This is a genomic window from Salinivibrio proteolyticus (assembly GCF_027286365.1).
Classification (GTDB): Bacteria; Pseudomonadota; Gammaproteobacteria; order Enterobacterales; family Vibrionaceae; genus Salinivibrio; species Salinivibrio proteolyticus.
Map to the genome: position 1 here is coordinate 2,767,501 of NZ_CP114584.1, position 15,842 is coordinate 2,783,342.

Annotated in this window: 16 protein-coding genes (1 of these 16 running past the window's edge); 9 read left to right on the top strand and 7 right to left on the bottom strand. The window is 52.2% G+C overall.

Annotated features, from left to right (window positions below; translation table 11 throughout):
- Both groL and N7E60_RS12945 read right to left on the bottom strand, forming a co-directional pair.
- Nucleotides 1-381, bottom strand: the 5' portion of a protein-coding gene (gene groL, locus N7E60_RS12940; protein WP_077456079.1) for a chaperonin GroEL. It extends 1,266 nt beyond the left edge of the window; 381 of the gene's 1,647 nt are visible here — the first part of the coding sequence; it begins with the start codon at nucleotides 379-381; the stop codon falls past the left edge of the window.
- 43 nt (nucleotides 382-424) lie between these two features.
- Complete coding sequence (locus N7E60_RS12945) at nucleotides 425-715, bottom strand: co-chaperone GroES (protein WP_069586954.1); 291 nt, start codon at nucleotides 713-715, stop codon at nucleotides 425-427.
- A 219-nt stretch (nucleotides 716-934) separates the two neighbouring features.
- Between N7E60_RS12945 and N7E60_RS12950 the strand changes: the two genes are divergently transcribed.
- The gene (locus N7E60_RS12950; RefSeq protein WP_269597686.1) at nucleotides 935-2,284 is read left to right on the top strand and encodes an MATE family efflux transporter; all 1,350 of its coding nucleotides are present in this window, start codon (nucleotides 935-937) and stop codon (nucleotides 2,282-2,284) included.
- Here the strand turns inward: N7E60_RS12950 and N7E60_RS12955 are convergent.
- Nucleotides 2,254-2,727 (bottom strand): MarR family winged helix-turn-helix transcriptional regulator, encoded by a 474-nt coding sequence (locus N7E60_RS12955; protein ID WP_069586956.1) that lies wholly within the window; start codon nucleotides 2,725-2,727, stop codon nucleotides 2,254-2,256. The genes N7E60_RS12950 and N7E60_RS12955 overlap by 31 nt on opposite strands.
- A gap of 247 nt (nucleotides 2,728-2,974) precedes the next feature.
- Here N7E60_RS12955 and N7E60_RS12960 point away from each other — a divergent pair, with 247 nt between their 5' ends.
- Genes N7E60_RS12960 through N7E60_RS12975 form a run of 4 tightly spaced genes read left to right on the top strand, consistent with a single transcriptional unit; the run spans nucleotide 2,975 to nucleotide 7,764 of the window.
- Nucleotides 2,975-4,114 (top strand): homogentisate 1,2-dioxygenase, encoded by a 1,140-nt coding sequence (locus tag N7E60_RS12960; RefSeq protein WP_069586957.1) that lies wholly within the window; start codon nucleotides 2,975-2,977, stop codon nucleotides 4,112-4,114.
- A 14-nt stretch (nucleotides 4,115-4,128) separates the two neighbouring features.
- Nucleotides 4,129-5,115, top strand: a complete 987-nt coding sequence (locus N7E60_RS12965; RefSeq protein WP_077663347.1) for a fumarylacetoacetate hydrolase family protein — start codon at nucleotides 4,129-4,131, stop codon at nucleotides 5,113-5,115.
- Nucleotides 5,116-5,175: 60 nt separating this feature from the next.
- Nucleotides 5,176-5,796, top strand: coding sequence for a maleylacetoacetate isomerase (gene maiA, locus N7E60_RS12970; RefSeq protein ID WP_167314896.1), 621 nt, complete (start codon nucleotides 5,176-5,178; stop codon nucleotides 5,794-5,796).
- A gap of 9 nt (nucleotides 5,797-5,805) precedes the next feature.
- The gene (locus tag N7E60_RS12975) at nucleotides 5,806-7,764 is read left to right on the top strand and encodes an acetoacetate--CoA ligase (protein ID WP_269597687.1); all 1,959 of its coding nucleotides are present in this window, start codon (nucleotides 5,806-5,808) and stop codon (nucleotides 7,762-7,764) included.
- A gap of 69 nt (nucleotides 7,765-7,833) precedes the next feature.
- Here the strand turns inward: N7E60_RS12975 and N7E60_RS12980 are convergent, their stop codons facing one another.
- Nucleotides 7,834-8,349 (bottom strand): FxsA family protein, encoded by a 516-nt coding sequence (locus N7E60_RS12980; protein ID WP_069586961.1) that lies wholly within the window; start codon nucleotides 8,347-8,349, stop codon nucleotides 7,834-7,836.
- 306 nt (nucleotides 8,350-8,655) lie between these two features.
- On the opposite strand from N7E60_RS12980, the gene aspA reads away from it, so the two are divergent.
- The gene (gene aspA / locus N7E60_RS12985; protein ID WP_408642351.1) at nucleotides 8,656-10,107 is read left to right on the top strand and encodes an aspartate ammonia-lyase; all 1,452 of its coding nucleotides are present in this window, start codon (nucleotides 8,656-8,658) and stop codon (nucleotides 10,105-10,107) included.
- Between the two features lie 71 nt (nucleotides 10,108-10,178).
- On the opposite strand, the gene N7E60_RS12990 is transcribed toward aspA, so the two are convergent.
- Nucleotides 10,179-11,489 carry an anaerobic C4-dicarboxylate transporter family protein gene (locus tag N7E60_RS12990; RefSeq protein WP_077765153.1) on the bottom strand — a complete coding sequence of 437 codons (1,311 nt, stop codon included), beginning with the start codon at nucleotides 11,487-11,489 and terminating at the stop codon, nucleotides 10,179-10,181.
- A 412-nt stretch (nucleotides 11,490-11,901) separates the two neighbouring features.
- On the opposite strand from N7E60_RS12990, the gene N7E60_RS12995 reads away from it, so the two are divergent.
- Together N7E60_RS12995 and ykgO are read left to right on the top strand one after the other, a co-directional pair.
- The gene (locus tag N7E60_RS12995) at nucleotides 11,902-12,171 is read left to right on the top strand and encodes a type B 50S ribosomal protein L31 (protein WP_069586964.1); all 270 of its coding nucleotides are present in this window, start codon (nucleotides 11,902-11,904) and stop codon (nucleotides 12,169-12,171) included.
- Nucleotides 12,168-12,311: a type B 50S ribosomal protein L36 gene (ykgO, locus tag N7E60_RS13000; protein WP_046074543.1), complete on the top strand. Its 144-nt coding sequence runs from the start codon at nucleotides 12,168-12,170 to the stop codon at nucleotides 12,309-12,311. Before N7E60_RS12995 ends, ykgO begins: the two co-directional genes overlap by 4 nt.
- Here ykgO and N7E60_RS13005 read toward each other — a convergent pair.
- Together N7E60_RS13005 and N7E60_RS13010 are read right to left on the bottom strand one after the other, a co-directional pair.
- Nucleotides 12,308-12,601 (bottom strand): DUF2218 domain-containing protein, encoded by a 294-nt coding sequence (locus N7E60_RS13005; RefSeq protein ID WP_077640721.1) that lies wholly within the window; start codon nucleotides 12,599-12,601, stop codon nucleotides 12,308-12,310. The two genes, ykgO and N7E60_RS13005, sit on opposite strands and share 4 nt — an antisense overlap.
- Nucleotides 12,602-12,644: 43 nt before the next feature.
- Nucleotides 12,645-14,657 (bottom strand): TonB-dependent receptor domain-containing protein, encoded by a 2,013-nt coding sequence (locus N7E60_RS13010; protein ID WP_269597689.1) that lies wholly within the window; start codon nucleotides 14,655-14,657, stop codon nucleotides 12,645-12,647.
- A gap of 185 nt (nucleotides 14,658-14,842) precedes the next feature.
- Here N7E60_RS13010 and N7E60_RS13015 point away from each other — a divergent pair, with 185 nt between their 5' ends.
- Nucleotides 14,843-15,817 (top strand): helix-turn-helix domain-containing protein, encoded by a 975-nt coding sequence (locus tag N7E60_RS13015; RefSeq protein WP_269597691.1) that lies wholly within the window; start codon nucleotides 14,843-14,845, stop codon nucleotides 15,815-15,817.
- Nucleotides 15,818-15,842 lie beyond the last annotated feature (25 nt).

Genomic DNA, 15,842 nt, shown 5'->3' on the forward strand with positions numbered 1-15,842 from the left:
CGCAGCAACCACCGCTTTGTCGATACCACGCTTCAGATCCATTGGGTTCATGCCCGCTGCAACCGCTTTCAAGCCTTCATTGACGATAGATTGCGCCAATACAGTTGCAGTGGTCGTACCGTCACCTGCCGCATCATTTGCTTGTGAAGCGACTTCTTTTACCATTTGTGCGCCCATGTTCTGGAACTTGTCTTCCAGCTCGATTTCACGGGCAACAGACACGCCGTCTTTGGTGATGGTTGGCGCACCGAATGATTTGTCTAGAACAACGTTACGACCTTTAGGGCCTAGTGTGACTTTCACGGCATCCGCCAGAACATTCACACCTTCGAGCATTTTCGCGCGCGCGTCGTCACTAAATTTAACGTCTTTAGCAGCCATGATTCTATTCCTTTCTTACGTTCTTGATTGGAGGTGAAATGAATTACTCAACGATTGCCATAATGTCGCTTTCTGACAGGATCAGGACTTCTTTACCGTCGATTTTTTCACTCTTAGTACCGAAGCCTTCAGAGAAGATAACAGTGTCACCCACTTTAACGTCCAATGGCTGCACGTTGCCGTTTTCAAGAATACGGCCATTGCCTACCGCCAGTACTTTACCGCGAGTAGACTTTTCTGCAGCAGAACCAGTTAACACGATGCCGCCTGCTGATTTAGACTCAGCTTCTTGGCGCTCAACGATAACGCGATCATGTAGTGGACGAATGTTCATCGGTCGTCTCCTGAATTAGTAATGATGTTCCGTTTGATGAAGTAAGTATGCACACAGGCCGTTCATGCGTCCGGTTCCTGATGTAACTCCCTATGTGGGGACGCCCTTTTTCTTTCCCAAGGGTTTTACAGCAATTTTTTTGATTTTTTTTACCCGGCAGCTTCCTCACCTAGGTGCGATCCGCTAGGGTAAGCCGTCCCAACCCAGTGATCAGAGATTATGAACGACAAACACGGGCTGCTGTCCGCCCCGATCAACCTCACATTGCGTAAGATGACCGTCCCCATGGTATTTGGGCTATTTGCGATCATCATGTTCAATGTGGTGGATACCTTCTTTATTTCACTGCTTGGCACGGAAGCATTAGCCGCGGTGAGCTTCACCTTTCCCATCACCTTTGCGGTTAACTCCATCACGCTAGGATTAGGGGTCGGCATTGCCGCCTTGGTCGCGCGATTACTCGGCCAGGGTGATCATCAAGATGCCGCGCGGGTCTCGAGTCATGGTTTGATCTTGGCGGTACTCATGGTGATGGTCGTCGGTTGGTTAGGAGCCGCCACCATCAATCCGGTGTTCTCAGCGTTGGGGGCAAGCGATAACTTATTGCCGTTAATCCACGATTACATGCAGGTGTGGTATCTCACTATTCCATTGCTCGTCGTGCCGATGGCAGGGAACGCGGCTATCCGCGCCACGGGCGATACAAAAACCCCAGCAAAAATCATGATGGTCTCCGGCCTGATTAATGGAGCGCTCGACCCCTTACTGATTTTTGGCTTGGGCCCATTTCCAGAACTGGGAGTGCAAGGGGCGGCCATCGCCAGTGCCGTCAGTTGGGCGGGGGCATTAGTTGCCGCGTTGAGTATTCTTATCCGCCGCGAGCGACTGTTGATGGCGCCGCAATGGACCAAGCTAGCGACTGACGTGCGTCAGATCCTCAAAATTGGCATGCCGGCTGGAATGACCAATGCCTTAAACCCAGCCGCAGGCGCCATTTTAATGATGATGCTCGCCTCACAGGGAACAGAAAGCGTTGCCGCCTATGGCGCCGCTCAGCGTATTGAAGCCATTTTATTAATTGTGATGATGGCGATGACGTCATCGCTCACGCCCTTAATGTCGCAAAACTTTGGTGCGCAATACCATCAACGGGCCTTTCAAGCGCTGTTTAGCGCGATGCGCTTTGCCATCTTGTTTCAGTTTGCCTTGTACTTGTCGCTGTGGCCTTTTATCGATCTGATTGCGAATGTATTCAGTGACGATGTGCGGGTTCAACAAGAAATTGCCCACTATTTAATGGTGGTCCCGGCCAGTTACGGTTTACAAGGCACCTTGATGTTATTGGTCGGTGGCCTGAATGCCATGAAGCGTTCGCTACATTCGTTCGCCTGCAACCTAGTGCGTTTGTTTGTCTTCTTAGTGCCCTGTGCATGGCTGGGCGGCATGGTCAACGGCACCCATGGCCTGTTTGCGGGAATCGCCATTGCCAATCTACTGGCCGGTATTATGGCGTACCTGTATGCCGTGGTGCTGCGCCGTCAGACACTCGCGGCGTCACTGTCCGTCTGAGCCAGCTCATGAACGCGGTGCTGCAACGCATCTAACGCCTGATAAAGCGCTTGATACTGCGCCGCACTGAGTCCCTCGAGCATGGCTTTTTCCCACTCCAGCACCTTGGGAACAATGGTCTGATAATGGGTGCGGCCTTTGTCGGTCAAATGGACTAACGCGGCGCGCTGATCACCTTGGCACGCGCGTCGCTCTACCAACTGATGCCGCTCTAAACGAGTAAGCAAGCGCGACACTTTTACTTTATCCAACCGCGTTTCTGCGGCTAAATCTTTCGCCATCACGCCATCACGTGCGCCCAAAGAGGCCAGCACGCGCCATTCTGGACGCGACAATCCAAACTCTGCTTCATAACGTGCCGCAAGACTGTCGGCGACCAACTCCGCCGTGTGGACCAACTTATAAGGCAAAAAGCTATCGAGTGCTAAATGAGGAAGGGTCATATCAGTTAGTTTCAAATGAAATCATATAACCTACTTTACGAGAGGCTTCGATAAGATGCAAAGGTAGTGCTTTGTTTACACTTATGATTTTTAGGCGGCAAAAATACTGAACACATGAGGTAAAATATTTGTTAACAGCGCGTTGCTTTTTCTCGTCTCTGATCGCTAGTATAAACGGATAGATTGTTTCTTTTGAAACTATTTGGCCGTCCCGGTGAGCACGGCCGCCCAGCACAAGGAGCGAGTTATGCGAAAGTGGTTTTCATTCCCCATTCGTGAAGGGGATGCCTCACGTCAAGCCCACTGCGACTTTCCCGAGGGAACCTATGAGCGCGAGTGTGGCAAGGAAGGCTTTTTTGGCCCGGCCAGTCATATGTATCACCGCCATCCCCCGACGGGCTGGAGCGAGTGGGAAGGCCCATTGCGACCGCATGCTTTTGACACCAACCGAGTTGAAACTCAAGGCACGTCGCCAATGGATGCGCCTGTGCTGTTATCCAATGCCAACGTTCAGGTTCGCTTATGGCGCACCGATACCGCCATGTCTTATCTAGTGCGCAACAGCGATGGCGACGATTGCTTATTTGTCCACCAAGGCGAAGGCTCGCTGTATTGCGATTATGGCCACTTGCGCTACACCAAAGGCGATTATTTGATCATCCCTCGCGCCACCAGCTGGCGACTGGTGCCGGATGAGGCCACCACCTTGTTGATGATTGAAGCGACACATGGCTCCTACATGAGCGCCGAACGAGGCATCGTCGGCGAACATGCGGTGTTTGACCCTGCGGTGTTAGAACATGCGCGCATTGACGATAGCTTTAAAGCCCAGCAATCCGATAACGAAAGCTGGCAGGTGATGATCAAATCGCGCCAACAGCTTAACCGTGTCACCTATCCTTATAACCCACTCGATGCGGTAGGCTGGAAAGGCAACCTCACTGTATTCCGACTCAACTGGCGAGATATCCGCCCGTTGATGAGCCATCGTTATCACTTACCGCCATCCGCACACACCACCTTTGTCGCGCAAGGTTTTGTGATTTGCACCTTTGTCCCCCGCCCGATCGAGTCGGATCCTGGCGCACTGAAGGTGCCTTTCTACCACAATAACGATGACTATGATGAGGTACTTTTCTATCACCAAGGTGACTTTTTCAGCCGCGATAACATTGATGCCGGCATGGTGACATTACACCCTTGTGGCTTCCCGCATGGCCCTCACCCAAAAGCGTTCGCCGCGGGCAAAAAGCATCAGAAAAAAGAGACCGATGAAGTGGCGGTGATGATCGATACCCGCATGCCTCTTGATATGGGCGACGCGGCGAAAGCCACCGAACTGACCGATTATGTTTACTCTTGGCGCACGCCAAGTGACGCAGAATAGCGAAGGAGAAAGCAATGAAACTGGCTTCACTCAAACACGGACGTGATGGCAAATTGATTTTGGTCTCTCGTGACCTTACTCGCGCCGTCCACGCCGACGATATTGCACCCACACTACAAGCGGCACTCGATAATTGGGCGACACTGGCGCCCAAACTGACTCAGCGCTACGACGCGCTCAATGACAACCAAGTCAGTGAGTCCTTTGCCTTTGACCCCAGTGTCTGCGACTCACCACTGCCCCGCGCCTATCAGTGGGCAGATGGTAGCGCCTACGTTAACCACGTTGAACTGGTGCGCAAAGCGCGCGGCGCACAAATGCCTGAGAGTTTTTGGACTGATCCATTGATGTACCAAGGCATGTCTGATGGCTTTCTCGGTCCACGTGACGAGATTGAATTGGTGGATGATGCGTGGGGCTGTGACTTTGAAGCCGAGCTTGCTGTCGTCACCGATGATGTGCCCATGCACCTTAGTGCTGATAAAGCGGGCCAACACATTAAACTGCTGATGCTGGTCAACGACGTTTCCCTGCGCAACCTGATCCCCGGCGAGCTTGCCAAAGGGTTCGGCTTTTTCCAATCTAAGCCCGCCTCTGCATTTTCACCGGTGGCGGTTACCCCAGATGAGCTGGGCGATCACTGGCGCGACCATAAAGTCCACTTACCGATGCATGTCACCCTCAACGGCGAATGGTTCGGGTCACCCGACGCGGGTGTCGATATGACCTTTGATTTTGCCCAGTTGGTCGCGCATGTGGCGAAAAGCCGCCATGTCAGCGCTGGGACCATTATTGGCTCCGGCACCGTCTCCAATACCGATCGCAGTAAAGGCTCTTGCTGCTTAGCCGAAAAGCGTATGCTGGAAATTATCGACCAAGGCGAGGCAAAAACCCCGTTTATGACCTTTGGCGATAGCGTCACCATCGATATGCGCGACAGCCAAGATGCGTCTATTTTCGGCGCCATTGAGCAAACCGTGACCCGTTACATCGCAGAATAACCTTGATGCGCGCCTAGTACCTCTAGGCGCGCGTGACGTTGATGCCGTCTAGGAGCTTGTATGCTGCTTTATGATTACAGTAAGTCGACCGCGGCCTACCGCGTCCGCATCGCCCTTGGCCTTAAAGGCCTCTCCTACCAACGAGAAACCGTGTCTTTGCTGGATAAACACCAGCACAGCGACGCCTATCGCTCGCTCAATCCCGCCGGTTTAGTGCCTACCTTGGTCGATGGCGATGTCACCTTGAGCCAATCACTGGCCATTATTGAATACCTCGATGAGCGCTATCCGCAGGTAAAACTGCTCCCCAGTGATCCAGTGCAAAAAGCCCAGTGCCGATCTCTGGCGCTCGATATTGCCTGTGATGTGCATCCACTCAATAACTTACGGGTTCTGCAATACTTAACCGGCCCCTTTGGCCACAGTGATGATGACAAAATTACTTGGTATCACCATTGGCTAAAACAAGGGTTCGATGGCTTGGAAGCCAAACTACAGGGATTAGACAGCCCCTTTATCGGCGGAGAGGCGCCCAATTTGGCCGATATTTGTTTGGTACCGCAGCTTTTTAATGCACGCCGATTTGCGTTTGATTTAACGACCTACCCAACTTTGACGCGCATTGAGGCACAGTGCCAAACGCTGGATGCATTTATACAGGCACACCCTGATAAGAGCTAAGGAGAGAACATGAAAGACGGATTGTTGTGGGCGCCGGATAAGGAACGTCAAACCCACACGTTACTCGCCGCGTTTATCCGTGCCGTGAATCAGACTCACGATACCCAGCTGAGTGGTTATGACGATCTCTATGCATGGTCAGTACGTCAAAGCGGCGATTTTTGGCAACAGTTATGGCAATTTGCCGGCGTGATCGGCGATCCGGGCGAGAGAGTGTGCGATATCGATCCCGAGCACCCTAATCAAGATAGCCACTGGTTTCCCACCGCACGTCTGAACTATGCCGAAAACCTGCTCAAGCACGCAGAGCAATATGCCGACCAACCAGCGATGATTTTTAGCGGTGAGCATGAGGTAGCACGCACCCTCACTTGGCGTGAGCTCGTCGATCAGGTCGCGGCCATCCGTCACTACCTAGATATGCAAGGTGTTCAGCCGGGCGATGTGGTTGCTGGCTATTTACCTAATCTGCCTGAAACCGTGATTGCAATGCTTGCCACCGCAGCACTGGGCGCGATTTGGACCTCAACCTCACCGGACTTTGGCGTCGACAGTGTGTTAGACCGTTTTGGCCAAACCGAGCCCAAAGTGCTGTTTACCACCGATCATTACCACTACAACGGCAAAACCTATGACTGCCTGAATAAAGCACAGCAGGTGGTGGATAACGTACCGGCCATTGAGCGCCTAGTGGTGATCCCTTTTGATGGCGATCGACCTTCTTTACCTGCTGGCGTGGATAACTGGCAAGACTTATTAGCCAAGGACGCGCCGCCGCTTCGCTTTACCCGCGTGGCGTTCAATGCCCCACTCTTTGTGCTGTACTCTTCCGGCACCACGGGTAAGCCCAAGTGCATTATTCATTCGGTAGGGGGGATATTGCTCAATCATTTGAAAGAGCATCAGCTCCATTCGGATGTGCGCCCCGGTGATCGCTTTTTCTACTTCACCACCTGCGGCTGGATGATGTGGAATTGGCAGGTCAGTGCCTTGGCAAGCGGCGCAACCTTGGTGCTTTATGATGGCTCACCGTTTTATCCCGATGCGGGGGTACTATGGCGACTGGCCGAGCAGCAACAGCTCACCCTTTTTGGTACGGCGGCAAAGTACTTAGAAGCATTGGAAAAACAAGGGGTGGCACCGAAAGATGATTACTCGCTGGCGTCGTTACGTGTCCTGTGCTCGACTGGCTCGGTACTTGCGCCCGAGCAGTTTGATTATGTCTATCAAAAGATAAAGTCTGATCTGCAGTTAAGCTCGATTGCGGGTGGCACCGACATTTGTGGCTGCTTTGTCCTTGGCAGCCCGCTGTCACCGGTTTATCGCGGCGAAAGCCAAAAGCGCGGCTTGGCGCTCGATGTACAAGTGTTTAACGCCCAAGGCCAAGCGGTCGAGGAGCAGAAAGGGGAGCTGGTGTGCTGTAATAGCTTCCCCAACCAGCCGGTTGGCTTTTGGCACGATACCGATGGCAGTCGCTATCACAATGCCTACTGGAGCAAGATTGATGACATCTGGTTCCATGGTGACTATGTGCGCCTGACCGCACAAGGTGGCATGGTGTTTTATGGTCGGTCTGATGCGGTATTGAACCCTGGCGGGGTACGAATTGGCACGGCAGAAATCTATCGCCATGTGAATCAGCTTAGCGAGATCATGGATTCGGTGGTCATTGGTCAGCAATGGCAAAATGATGTCCGCGTGGTGCTGTTCGTCAAACTCGCCGCCGGCGTGACACTGGATGAGCCACTCAAGCAAGCCATCAAAAAAACCATCCGTACACAGTGCACACCGCGTCACGTTCCCGCCGTGATTGCCGAGGTGAGCGATATTCCGCGCACCAAGTCAGGGAAACTGGCCGAGCTGGCGGTGCGCGATGTGGTCCATGGCCAAGACGTGGCACAGTTAAGCGCACTGGATAACCCAGCATCACTCGACCAATACCGTCAGCGCCCCGAGCTCACCGAGTAAGCTGACGCCATGATCGAAAAAGGCCGCATCCTCATGCGGCCTTTTGGCTGGGTTTAATCCCAACATGACTTAGCGCAGGCGATGGTCATCATCGTCATCTTTACGCTCATATTCACCCTCAAAGGTATTGCCATCCTCACCACGGCCTCCGCGACGGAACGGGTCCTCCCCAAAAGGACCTTGCGCATTGTCCCCTTGATGGAAACCACCTTGGCTAAAACCCGCTTGAGACACAGTGACGCGCTTCATCACTTGTTTGGCAAGCGCGGCTCGCGGCCCAGGTAAAAGCACCAACATCCCCATCGCATCGGTCATAAAACCTGGCGTTAACAGCAGCACACCGGCGACGGCCAGCATCACGCCTTCAAGGATTTGCTGAGCGGGTAATTCCCCTCGGTTGAGCCTGTCTTGCACCGAAGCCAAGGTCATAATGCCTTGGCTTCGCACCAAAGACGCACCGACAAACGCGGTAATCAAAACCAGTGCCAGTGTGGGCCACAGCCCCAGCCAGCCACCAACCTGAATAAACAGGCCAATTTCGATCACTGGCACCAAAATAAATAGCAGTAATAAAACTGGAAACACGGTTCACCTCGCACTGGAAATTCACTTTTCATCCTAACATCAAAATCACGCAAAAGCCGAATCGGGAAAGTGGATTTACTGCTTGAATCTCGCGGCAAGAAAGCGCATTTTGTTATCGCCTCCTCTTAGTGCTGTGACCGGTGTCAGCCCTTTTCACCGCATCATATGCTCTAATAGCGGCGAAAGGATGTAAGAGACGATACATCCAGCCAAAATCTCTGAGGAATGGATTCTACAGCAAAATTTGTGGCGACGTTTTAATCATTATAATAACTTTGATGTTAAGGCCAACACATGTCTCAGACGATTATTACACCCAATGATACCCCTACGCTGACTACTGCAACCCGCCTTGAAGAAGACTTACTCGGTCAACGCGCTGTTCCAGCCGATGCGTATTACGGTATTCACACCTTGCGCGCCATTGAGAACTTTACTATCTCAAGTACCCGTATTTCAGACATTCCCGATTTCGTACGCGGCATGGTTTACACCAAAAAAGCCGCAGCGATGGCAAACCAAGAACTCGGCGTGATCCCCTCTGATGTCGGTGACTACATTATCAAAGCCTGTGACCAGATTTTGGAAACGGGTAAATGCATGGATCAGTTCCCCTCGGATGTCTTCCAAGGCGGCGCAGGCACCTCAGTGAACATGAATGCTAACGAGGTGATTGCCAACCTTGCGCTTGAACTGATGGGGCATGAGAAAGGTGACTATGATGTGATTAACCCCAACGACCACGTCAATAAGAGCCAATCGACCAACTGTGCGTACCCCACCGGCTTCCGAATTGCAGTCTACAACAGCATTCTCAAATTGATGGATGCGATTGATTATCTGCAAAACGAATTCAACAAAAAAGCGGAGACTTACTCTCACGTACTGAAAATGGGCCGCACCCAGCTGCAAGACGCAGTACCGATGACGGTCGGACAAGAGCTCAAAGCCTTTTCGGTACTACTGCGTGAAGAGATTAAAAACATCAAATATACCGCCGCACTGCTGCTCGAAGTTAACCTCGGCGCGACCGCGATTGGCACCAAGTTGAATGCCGCAGAAGGCTATCAGCAATTGGCGGTAAAACACCTAGCTGAGATCACAGGTCTGCCATGTATCCCGGCCGAAGATTTGATTGAAGCCACCTCAGACTGTGGCGCGTATGTCATGGTCCATGGCGCGCTGAAACGCTTGGCGGTGAAACTATCGAAGATCTGCAACGACTTGCGCCTGCTCTCCTCGGGCCCACGTGCGGGACTCAATGAGATCAACCTACCAGAAATGCAGGCAGGTTCATCCATCATGCCCGCCAAGGTAAACCCAGTGATCCCCGAGGTAGTCAACCAAGTGTGCTTTAAGGTGATGGGCAACGATACCACCATTACGTTTGCCGCCGAAGCAGGCCAACTTCAGCTTAACGTGATGGAGCCCGTGATTGGGCAGGCACTGTTTGAGTCTATTTCCATTCTGGCGAATGGCTGCCGGAACTTGGGTGAGAAGTGCGTGAGCGGGATTACCGTCAACCAAGAAGTGTGCGAGCACTATGTGCACAACTCGATTGGCATTATCACTTATCTCAACCCCTTTATCGGCCACCACGAGGGCGATATTGTCGGCAAGATTTGTGCTGAGACAGGAAAGAGCGTGAAAGAAGTAGTGCTAGAACGCGGGTTAATGACCGAAGAAGAACTTGAAGACATCTTTTCGGTCGACAACCTGATGCATCCCAAGTATCGCGGTAAACGCTTTAACGCCTAAGTGAATAACGGTTATCTGATCAACAAGGGCGCTCAATGCGCCCTTTTTTATTCGCCTGTCTTTCTATTGGCTTACAGCACCTGAGTGAGTAACAAACCGCAGGCAATACTGAAGACCATACTGAGCAACCCCGGCACCATAAAGCTGTGGTTGAACACATATTTACCAATCTGAGTTGTCCCTGTTCGGTCAAAATCAATAGAAGCAATGATAGGGCCATAATTGGGGATAAAGAAGTAACCATTTACCGCCACAAAGGTCGCGATGATAATTGAGGGTGGCAGACCCAGTGTAATCGCTACTGGCACCAGCACAGCCGTTGTTGCACCTTGGCTATTCACCATGACCGATAGCGCAAACAAGGCAAAGGCGAACGTCCAAGGCGCCACCTCAACCAAGCCAGACACGGCTTCTTTTACCATATCCGCATGCCCACCAATCAAGGTGTCACCCAGCCACGCAATACCAAAGATAGCGACAATGGCACGCATACCCGCATGAAACACCGAACCTTGGCTAATCGCATTGCCATCCGGTTTACAGGTCAAGATGATCAGTGCACCGACTGACAGCATCACAATTTCAATGGTGTGCGCCATGCCCAGAGGCTCGCCGTCAAACGCTGGGCGCAACGAAGGAAACGCCCCCATTAGCACCACGGTAATGGCCCCGAGTAAAAATAAGGTCACCGATTTTTTCGCTTCCGGCGTCACCTCGACCTCTTCCACGGTCGACGATGCTTCCATTTCTGCGCGAAATGCAGGGTCTTGAAGGCGGCGTTGGTACTCAGGATCGTCTTTAAGCTCTTTGCCAAGCTTATTGACGATCACACACGCAAGCGCAAGACCGATAAAGGTACTGGGAATGGTCACTGACAGTACATCGGTGAGCGTAATCCCTTGTGGCTCTAAAAAGGCCACGCAGGCCACCACAGCAGCAGCGATGGGGCTGGCCACAATCGCAAATTGCGAGGCGATAACCGCCATACTTAATGGGCGTGCTGGGCGAATGCCACTACGGCGGCTCACTTCCGCAATCACAGGCAACACGGAATAAGCAACGTGTCCTGTCCCCGCCATCATGGTAAAGACATAGGTCACTAAGGGGGCAATAAAGGTAATGTGACGCGGGTTTTTACGCAAAATGCCCGTGGCAATTTTAATCAGAAAATCGAGACCACCGGCAGCCTGCATACTGGCCGCAGCGGCAACGACTGCCATGATCATCAGCATGACATCAATCGGTGGGTGCGTGGGTTGCATACCAAACCCAAAACTTAATATCGCGAGGCCAACCCCGCCCATCACACCTAAACCAATGCCGCCAATTCGGGCACCAATCAAGATGCAGCTGAGTACTACTAAAAACTCAACCAAAAACATAACGCTCTCCTACTCTGGATAGTTGGGCCCAATTTCCTTACTAGCCAACGCCATGATCGTCTGTCATTTCGCCCTGATGTCGCCAACGTTAACCAGTGTTATTGGGATATGAGTGTCGAGACGGTTCCTTGTCTGTGCATCATCATGATGTTTGCCTTCCGTGAAGGGGATGTGCACGCATGCGCAGCATCATGGATGACAGGCTATCCGTGAGCAGTAACACGCGTGTTGATATAAGTAATAAAAACTAACACTTTTGCGTCCTTCATAACAAAAAGTTCGTAAAATGAGATCTTTAACGCAGATTGTTTCGCCAATGCCTGCTGGGTTATTGATCAATTCACCGCTTTCTCATTCTTAATTGTTATGATATAACATAACAATTAAGCGCAACGAAAAGAGGCACTTCACGGTGAAAAAAGATATCCACCCTCCGTATCAACAAGTCGTGTTTCATGACACCAGTGTCGATACCTATTTTATGGTTGGTTCAACCTTGCAAACGTCACGTACCATCGAATGGCACGACGGTAAAACCTATCCCTATTTTCCACTCGACGTCTCGAGTGCATCGCATCCGGTGTACACGGGTAAACAGCGGGTCACAAACAAAGAAGGACGCGCGGCACACTTCGCCCGCAAGTTTGGCCAAGTGGGTCGCAGTCACAAGGAGTCGTCATGAAGGTCGTGAACTCACTGAAAAGCGCCCGCCAGCGTCACCCTGATTGTCAGGTTGTCCGTCGTCGCGGGCGCATGTTTGTTATTTGCAAAACCAATCCACGTTTTAAAGCCGTGCAGGGGCGGGCAAAAAAACGCAGCTAAGCGTCGGCGACGCACTGCCACTGATGGGGCAGTGCTTCTCGGCGGGCAAACATCTCGATGTGGCTACTGACCGTTTCAGTCACTAAGGTTAAGTTCGCCTCATCGTCGGCATGGCATGTAACACGCAACTGGGTCCCTTGCACCCGCATATCGCACACACCCGCAGGGAAATGCACGCGTCCTGTTTGCTCATCCCAGCTCGCCTCGACTTTGCGACCAAAGTGACGACACAAGGTCTGCAAGTAACGAGGGGCATGCTCGGACTCAATCATCGTTGTCATACTAGGCATACGTTCTCCTTGGTAGGCTGGCATGAATGCCAGCCTCATCGCGTTAAAATTGATAGGACGCCGTCAATTTAATATTGCGGCCGGGCTCGTAATCGAGGATTTCTGCGCCTCGTTCACCTGACGTTGACGCATGCGAGCGATAGCGACTGTCAAACAAGTTGTCGACCCCAGCCGTCAAAGTGAACCCGTCTACCGCCATCGGTTGCCACTGAGCGAACACGTTGTGTACTGTGTAGCCCGGTTTGGTCAAGTTGCTATCAGGAACGGTGGTCGAGCGCTGAATTTGGGTGTGCCACCCCAGCAGCACATCCCAACGGTTCAACGCGTAATCCGCATTCAAGGCAAGGGTATCGCCGAGGTGGCGAGCGCGACCAAAAATTTGATCCAGTTGATACGCCTCTGAATAACTCACATCCGTGCGACTGTAACTGGCTGACGCCGTCCACTGCTGCCATGCCCAATAGATACTGGCCTCAAAGCCACGATAGGTGGCATCGCCACGGTTGGTGGTTTCATAAGCCCAATTACCACTGCCATCTTTGTAACTACGCACCACAATTTCATCATCGAGCTCAGTGCGAAACACCGTCAGATTGGCGGTTAACAAGTAGTCTTTTTGCGCCGCTGCGTTTGAGAAGCGCACACCAATTTCATCGGTCCGGCCATGCTCGGCTTTCAAGTCTTTATCCGCGCTTTCACTCAGTGCTGTGGTGGTGAATGATTCATTCAACGGCGGCGCTTTGTGCAGCTCTCGACTGTTGGCAAACAGGGTGAGATAGTCGTTAGCGACAAACTCTGCACCCAACGCCAGCGACACATCATCGTAACGCTGACTCGAGCTGGTCGCTCGACGATCAAAGCTGTCATAACGTACCGCTGGTGTCACCGAAAAGCGTGAGGTCAGCGCTATCTTGTCTTCCACATACAGCGCAATCTTGTCGGCCGACTCCAAAATCTGTACACCCGGTTTGGCAAATTGGGTGTCGTTGTCTTGGTTTTCATAGTGCGCACCGTACGCGAGCTGATGATCGCCAATACGCTGCGACACACTGAGTTTTACCCCAATATTCGTGTCTTCCGCCACGTTGACGCCTTTGCGGTCAGCCAGAAATGGGTGGGTCGCAAATTCGGTTTCATCACGGGTGAGTGACAGCTGGTTATAATAAGCCAGTGCTTTTAATTCGATGGTTTGTGACGGCGTGTATTCATAGTTGATCGTCGCGGTATCACGATCGTAGGTCACTGGCAGGATCATTTCGCCCGTGCGATTGCGGTTGAAGCTCACGCCCATATCAGGACGCGGCAGGTAATCGCCCTTATCGCGATACTTATCATAACTGAGTTCAAAGCGATGCCCACTTGCAGGCTCCCAGCCTACTTTTACTAAGCCATTAGTGATCTCTCCCTCACCGCCAAAGGTGCGATTACCGTCACCATCTTTAAAGTTGTCGCGATCAAAACGGCTAATATATGCCATCGCATCCCATTCATCACTCAACAACCCATAAACGGTCAACGAGCCTTGCTGGTAATCGTTACTGCCCCAGCCCCCACTTAGGCGTGCCCCAAATGTCTCATTCGCACGCAAGAGATCGTACGGATCTTTGGTTTCAAACGCGACCGCGCCCCCCAGCTCGCTAGTGAGAATCGACGATGCGCCCACCGCGACATCAACACGCTGCAAAATGTCAGGATTTAAAGTGAGGTTGCTGATGTGGTGGAACATTTTACCGCCTTGTGAGGCGCCATCGACGGTGATATCCAGATCTTGTTCGGTAAAGCCACGGATATTAATGCGCTGGGTGAGCGAGTGCGTGCCGCCCACATCCACACCGGGAATATCACGCAATAAGTCAGAGAGGTGATCGGGCTGCTTCACGGTAAGATCGGCCTCCCCCAGGTAACGGGAGGAGCTAGACACTTTTGTGCCCCACACGGACACCGTTTCTATGCTTTCACCTTCGGGGCTATCAGCCATCGCAGAGGGACACAAAGCACTGGCAATGCTCAGCGCAAGCAAAGCCGGACGCGCCTTGGCGGGAAGTAACAACGTCATAATTCATTTCCTTCTTGGGCAACCCAAACAACCAAATGATACTAATTCGCATTTATGTTACTGTTTAAGTGGTTTTCAGGAAGAAAAAAGAGTTATGCGCGTGCATCAAGCTTTTATGCGCAGAGCTTTTATGTGCAGAGCTTTTATGCATAGCGCGTTGATGCAGCATGTTAAGGGGGAACACTATGGCAGCACCCGTGTCTGTTGTTTGCACACAACGAGAATCCAGCGCAGAGGGTCACGCCGAGATCATGGCTAACCACTCGCAACGGACGCAATCTCTGGTGCGAGGGCAGTTCTCACATACCTTATGTCCGGGAGGGTTGCAGGTCGATGGCGGGATCACCGATGAGTTATGTGATGCCAATGTGCTCCACCGTGCCCATCTGGGGATCACGCTAGTGATAGTCCTCGAGGGCGTGCTAGAGTTTGCCTACGATGGTCACACCTATCGGTGTGATGCACGCCACCAGCCCCAAGCGCTTGCCGTCTCCGTGGGTCGTGATAGCACCTTTCGCCGTCGCTTAATTGAGGGGAACCACCTGAAAAAAGTGAACATATTGCTACCCCCCGAATGGCTTAATGGCTATGCAGACGAGCAAGCCTTGCCACTGCTTAGTGGCTTGCATCGCCATCATTTAGGCTATGTACGCTGGCAACCGAGTACCTCCATACTTGACTCCATTCGCGCCTTATTACCCAGTATTAATCGGCAACATGAGGCTGATCCCCTGACCCAGCATCTACATGCACTCACCATCATCAAGTATCTGTGTGACCAAGCCGCTCATCTGATCATTGAGCCTGTTGTCGAACACATCCCTACCACCCATGAACCACAAGTCGCAAAAGCCGTCGCGTATATTGAGACCAGACTGCATACCGCATTGACCTTATCGACCATCTCTCAGGCGTGCGGCCTGAGTCGCAGCACACTGCAGCGTCGTTTTCGTACCCATCTGGGCGTGCCCGTGTCTGATTACATTCGGCGCCGCCGGCTCGCGGTGGTCAAAGAAAAGTTACTGCATGAGGCAATGTCAATTGGCGAAGCGGCTTACTGGGCGGGCTACCATCATCCCTCTAATTTCGTCACCGCATTTAAGCGTCAGTTTGGTATGACGCCCGGTCAGTTGATCCAGTCGCACACCCATGCGGTGTGATCATGGTATTTGTGTATACTCATCC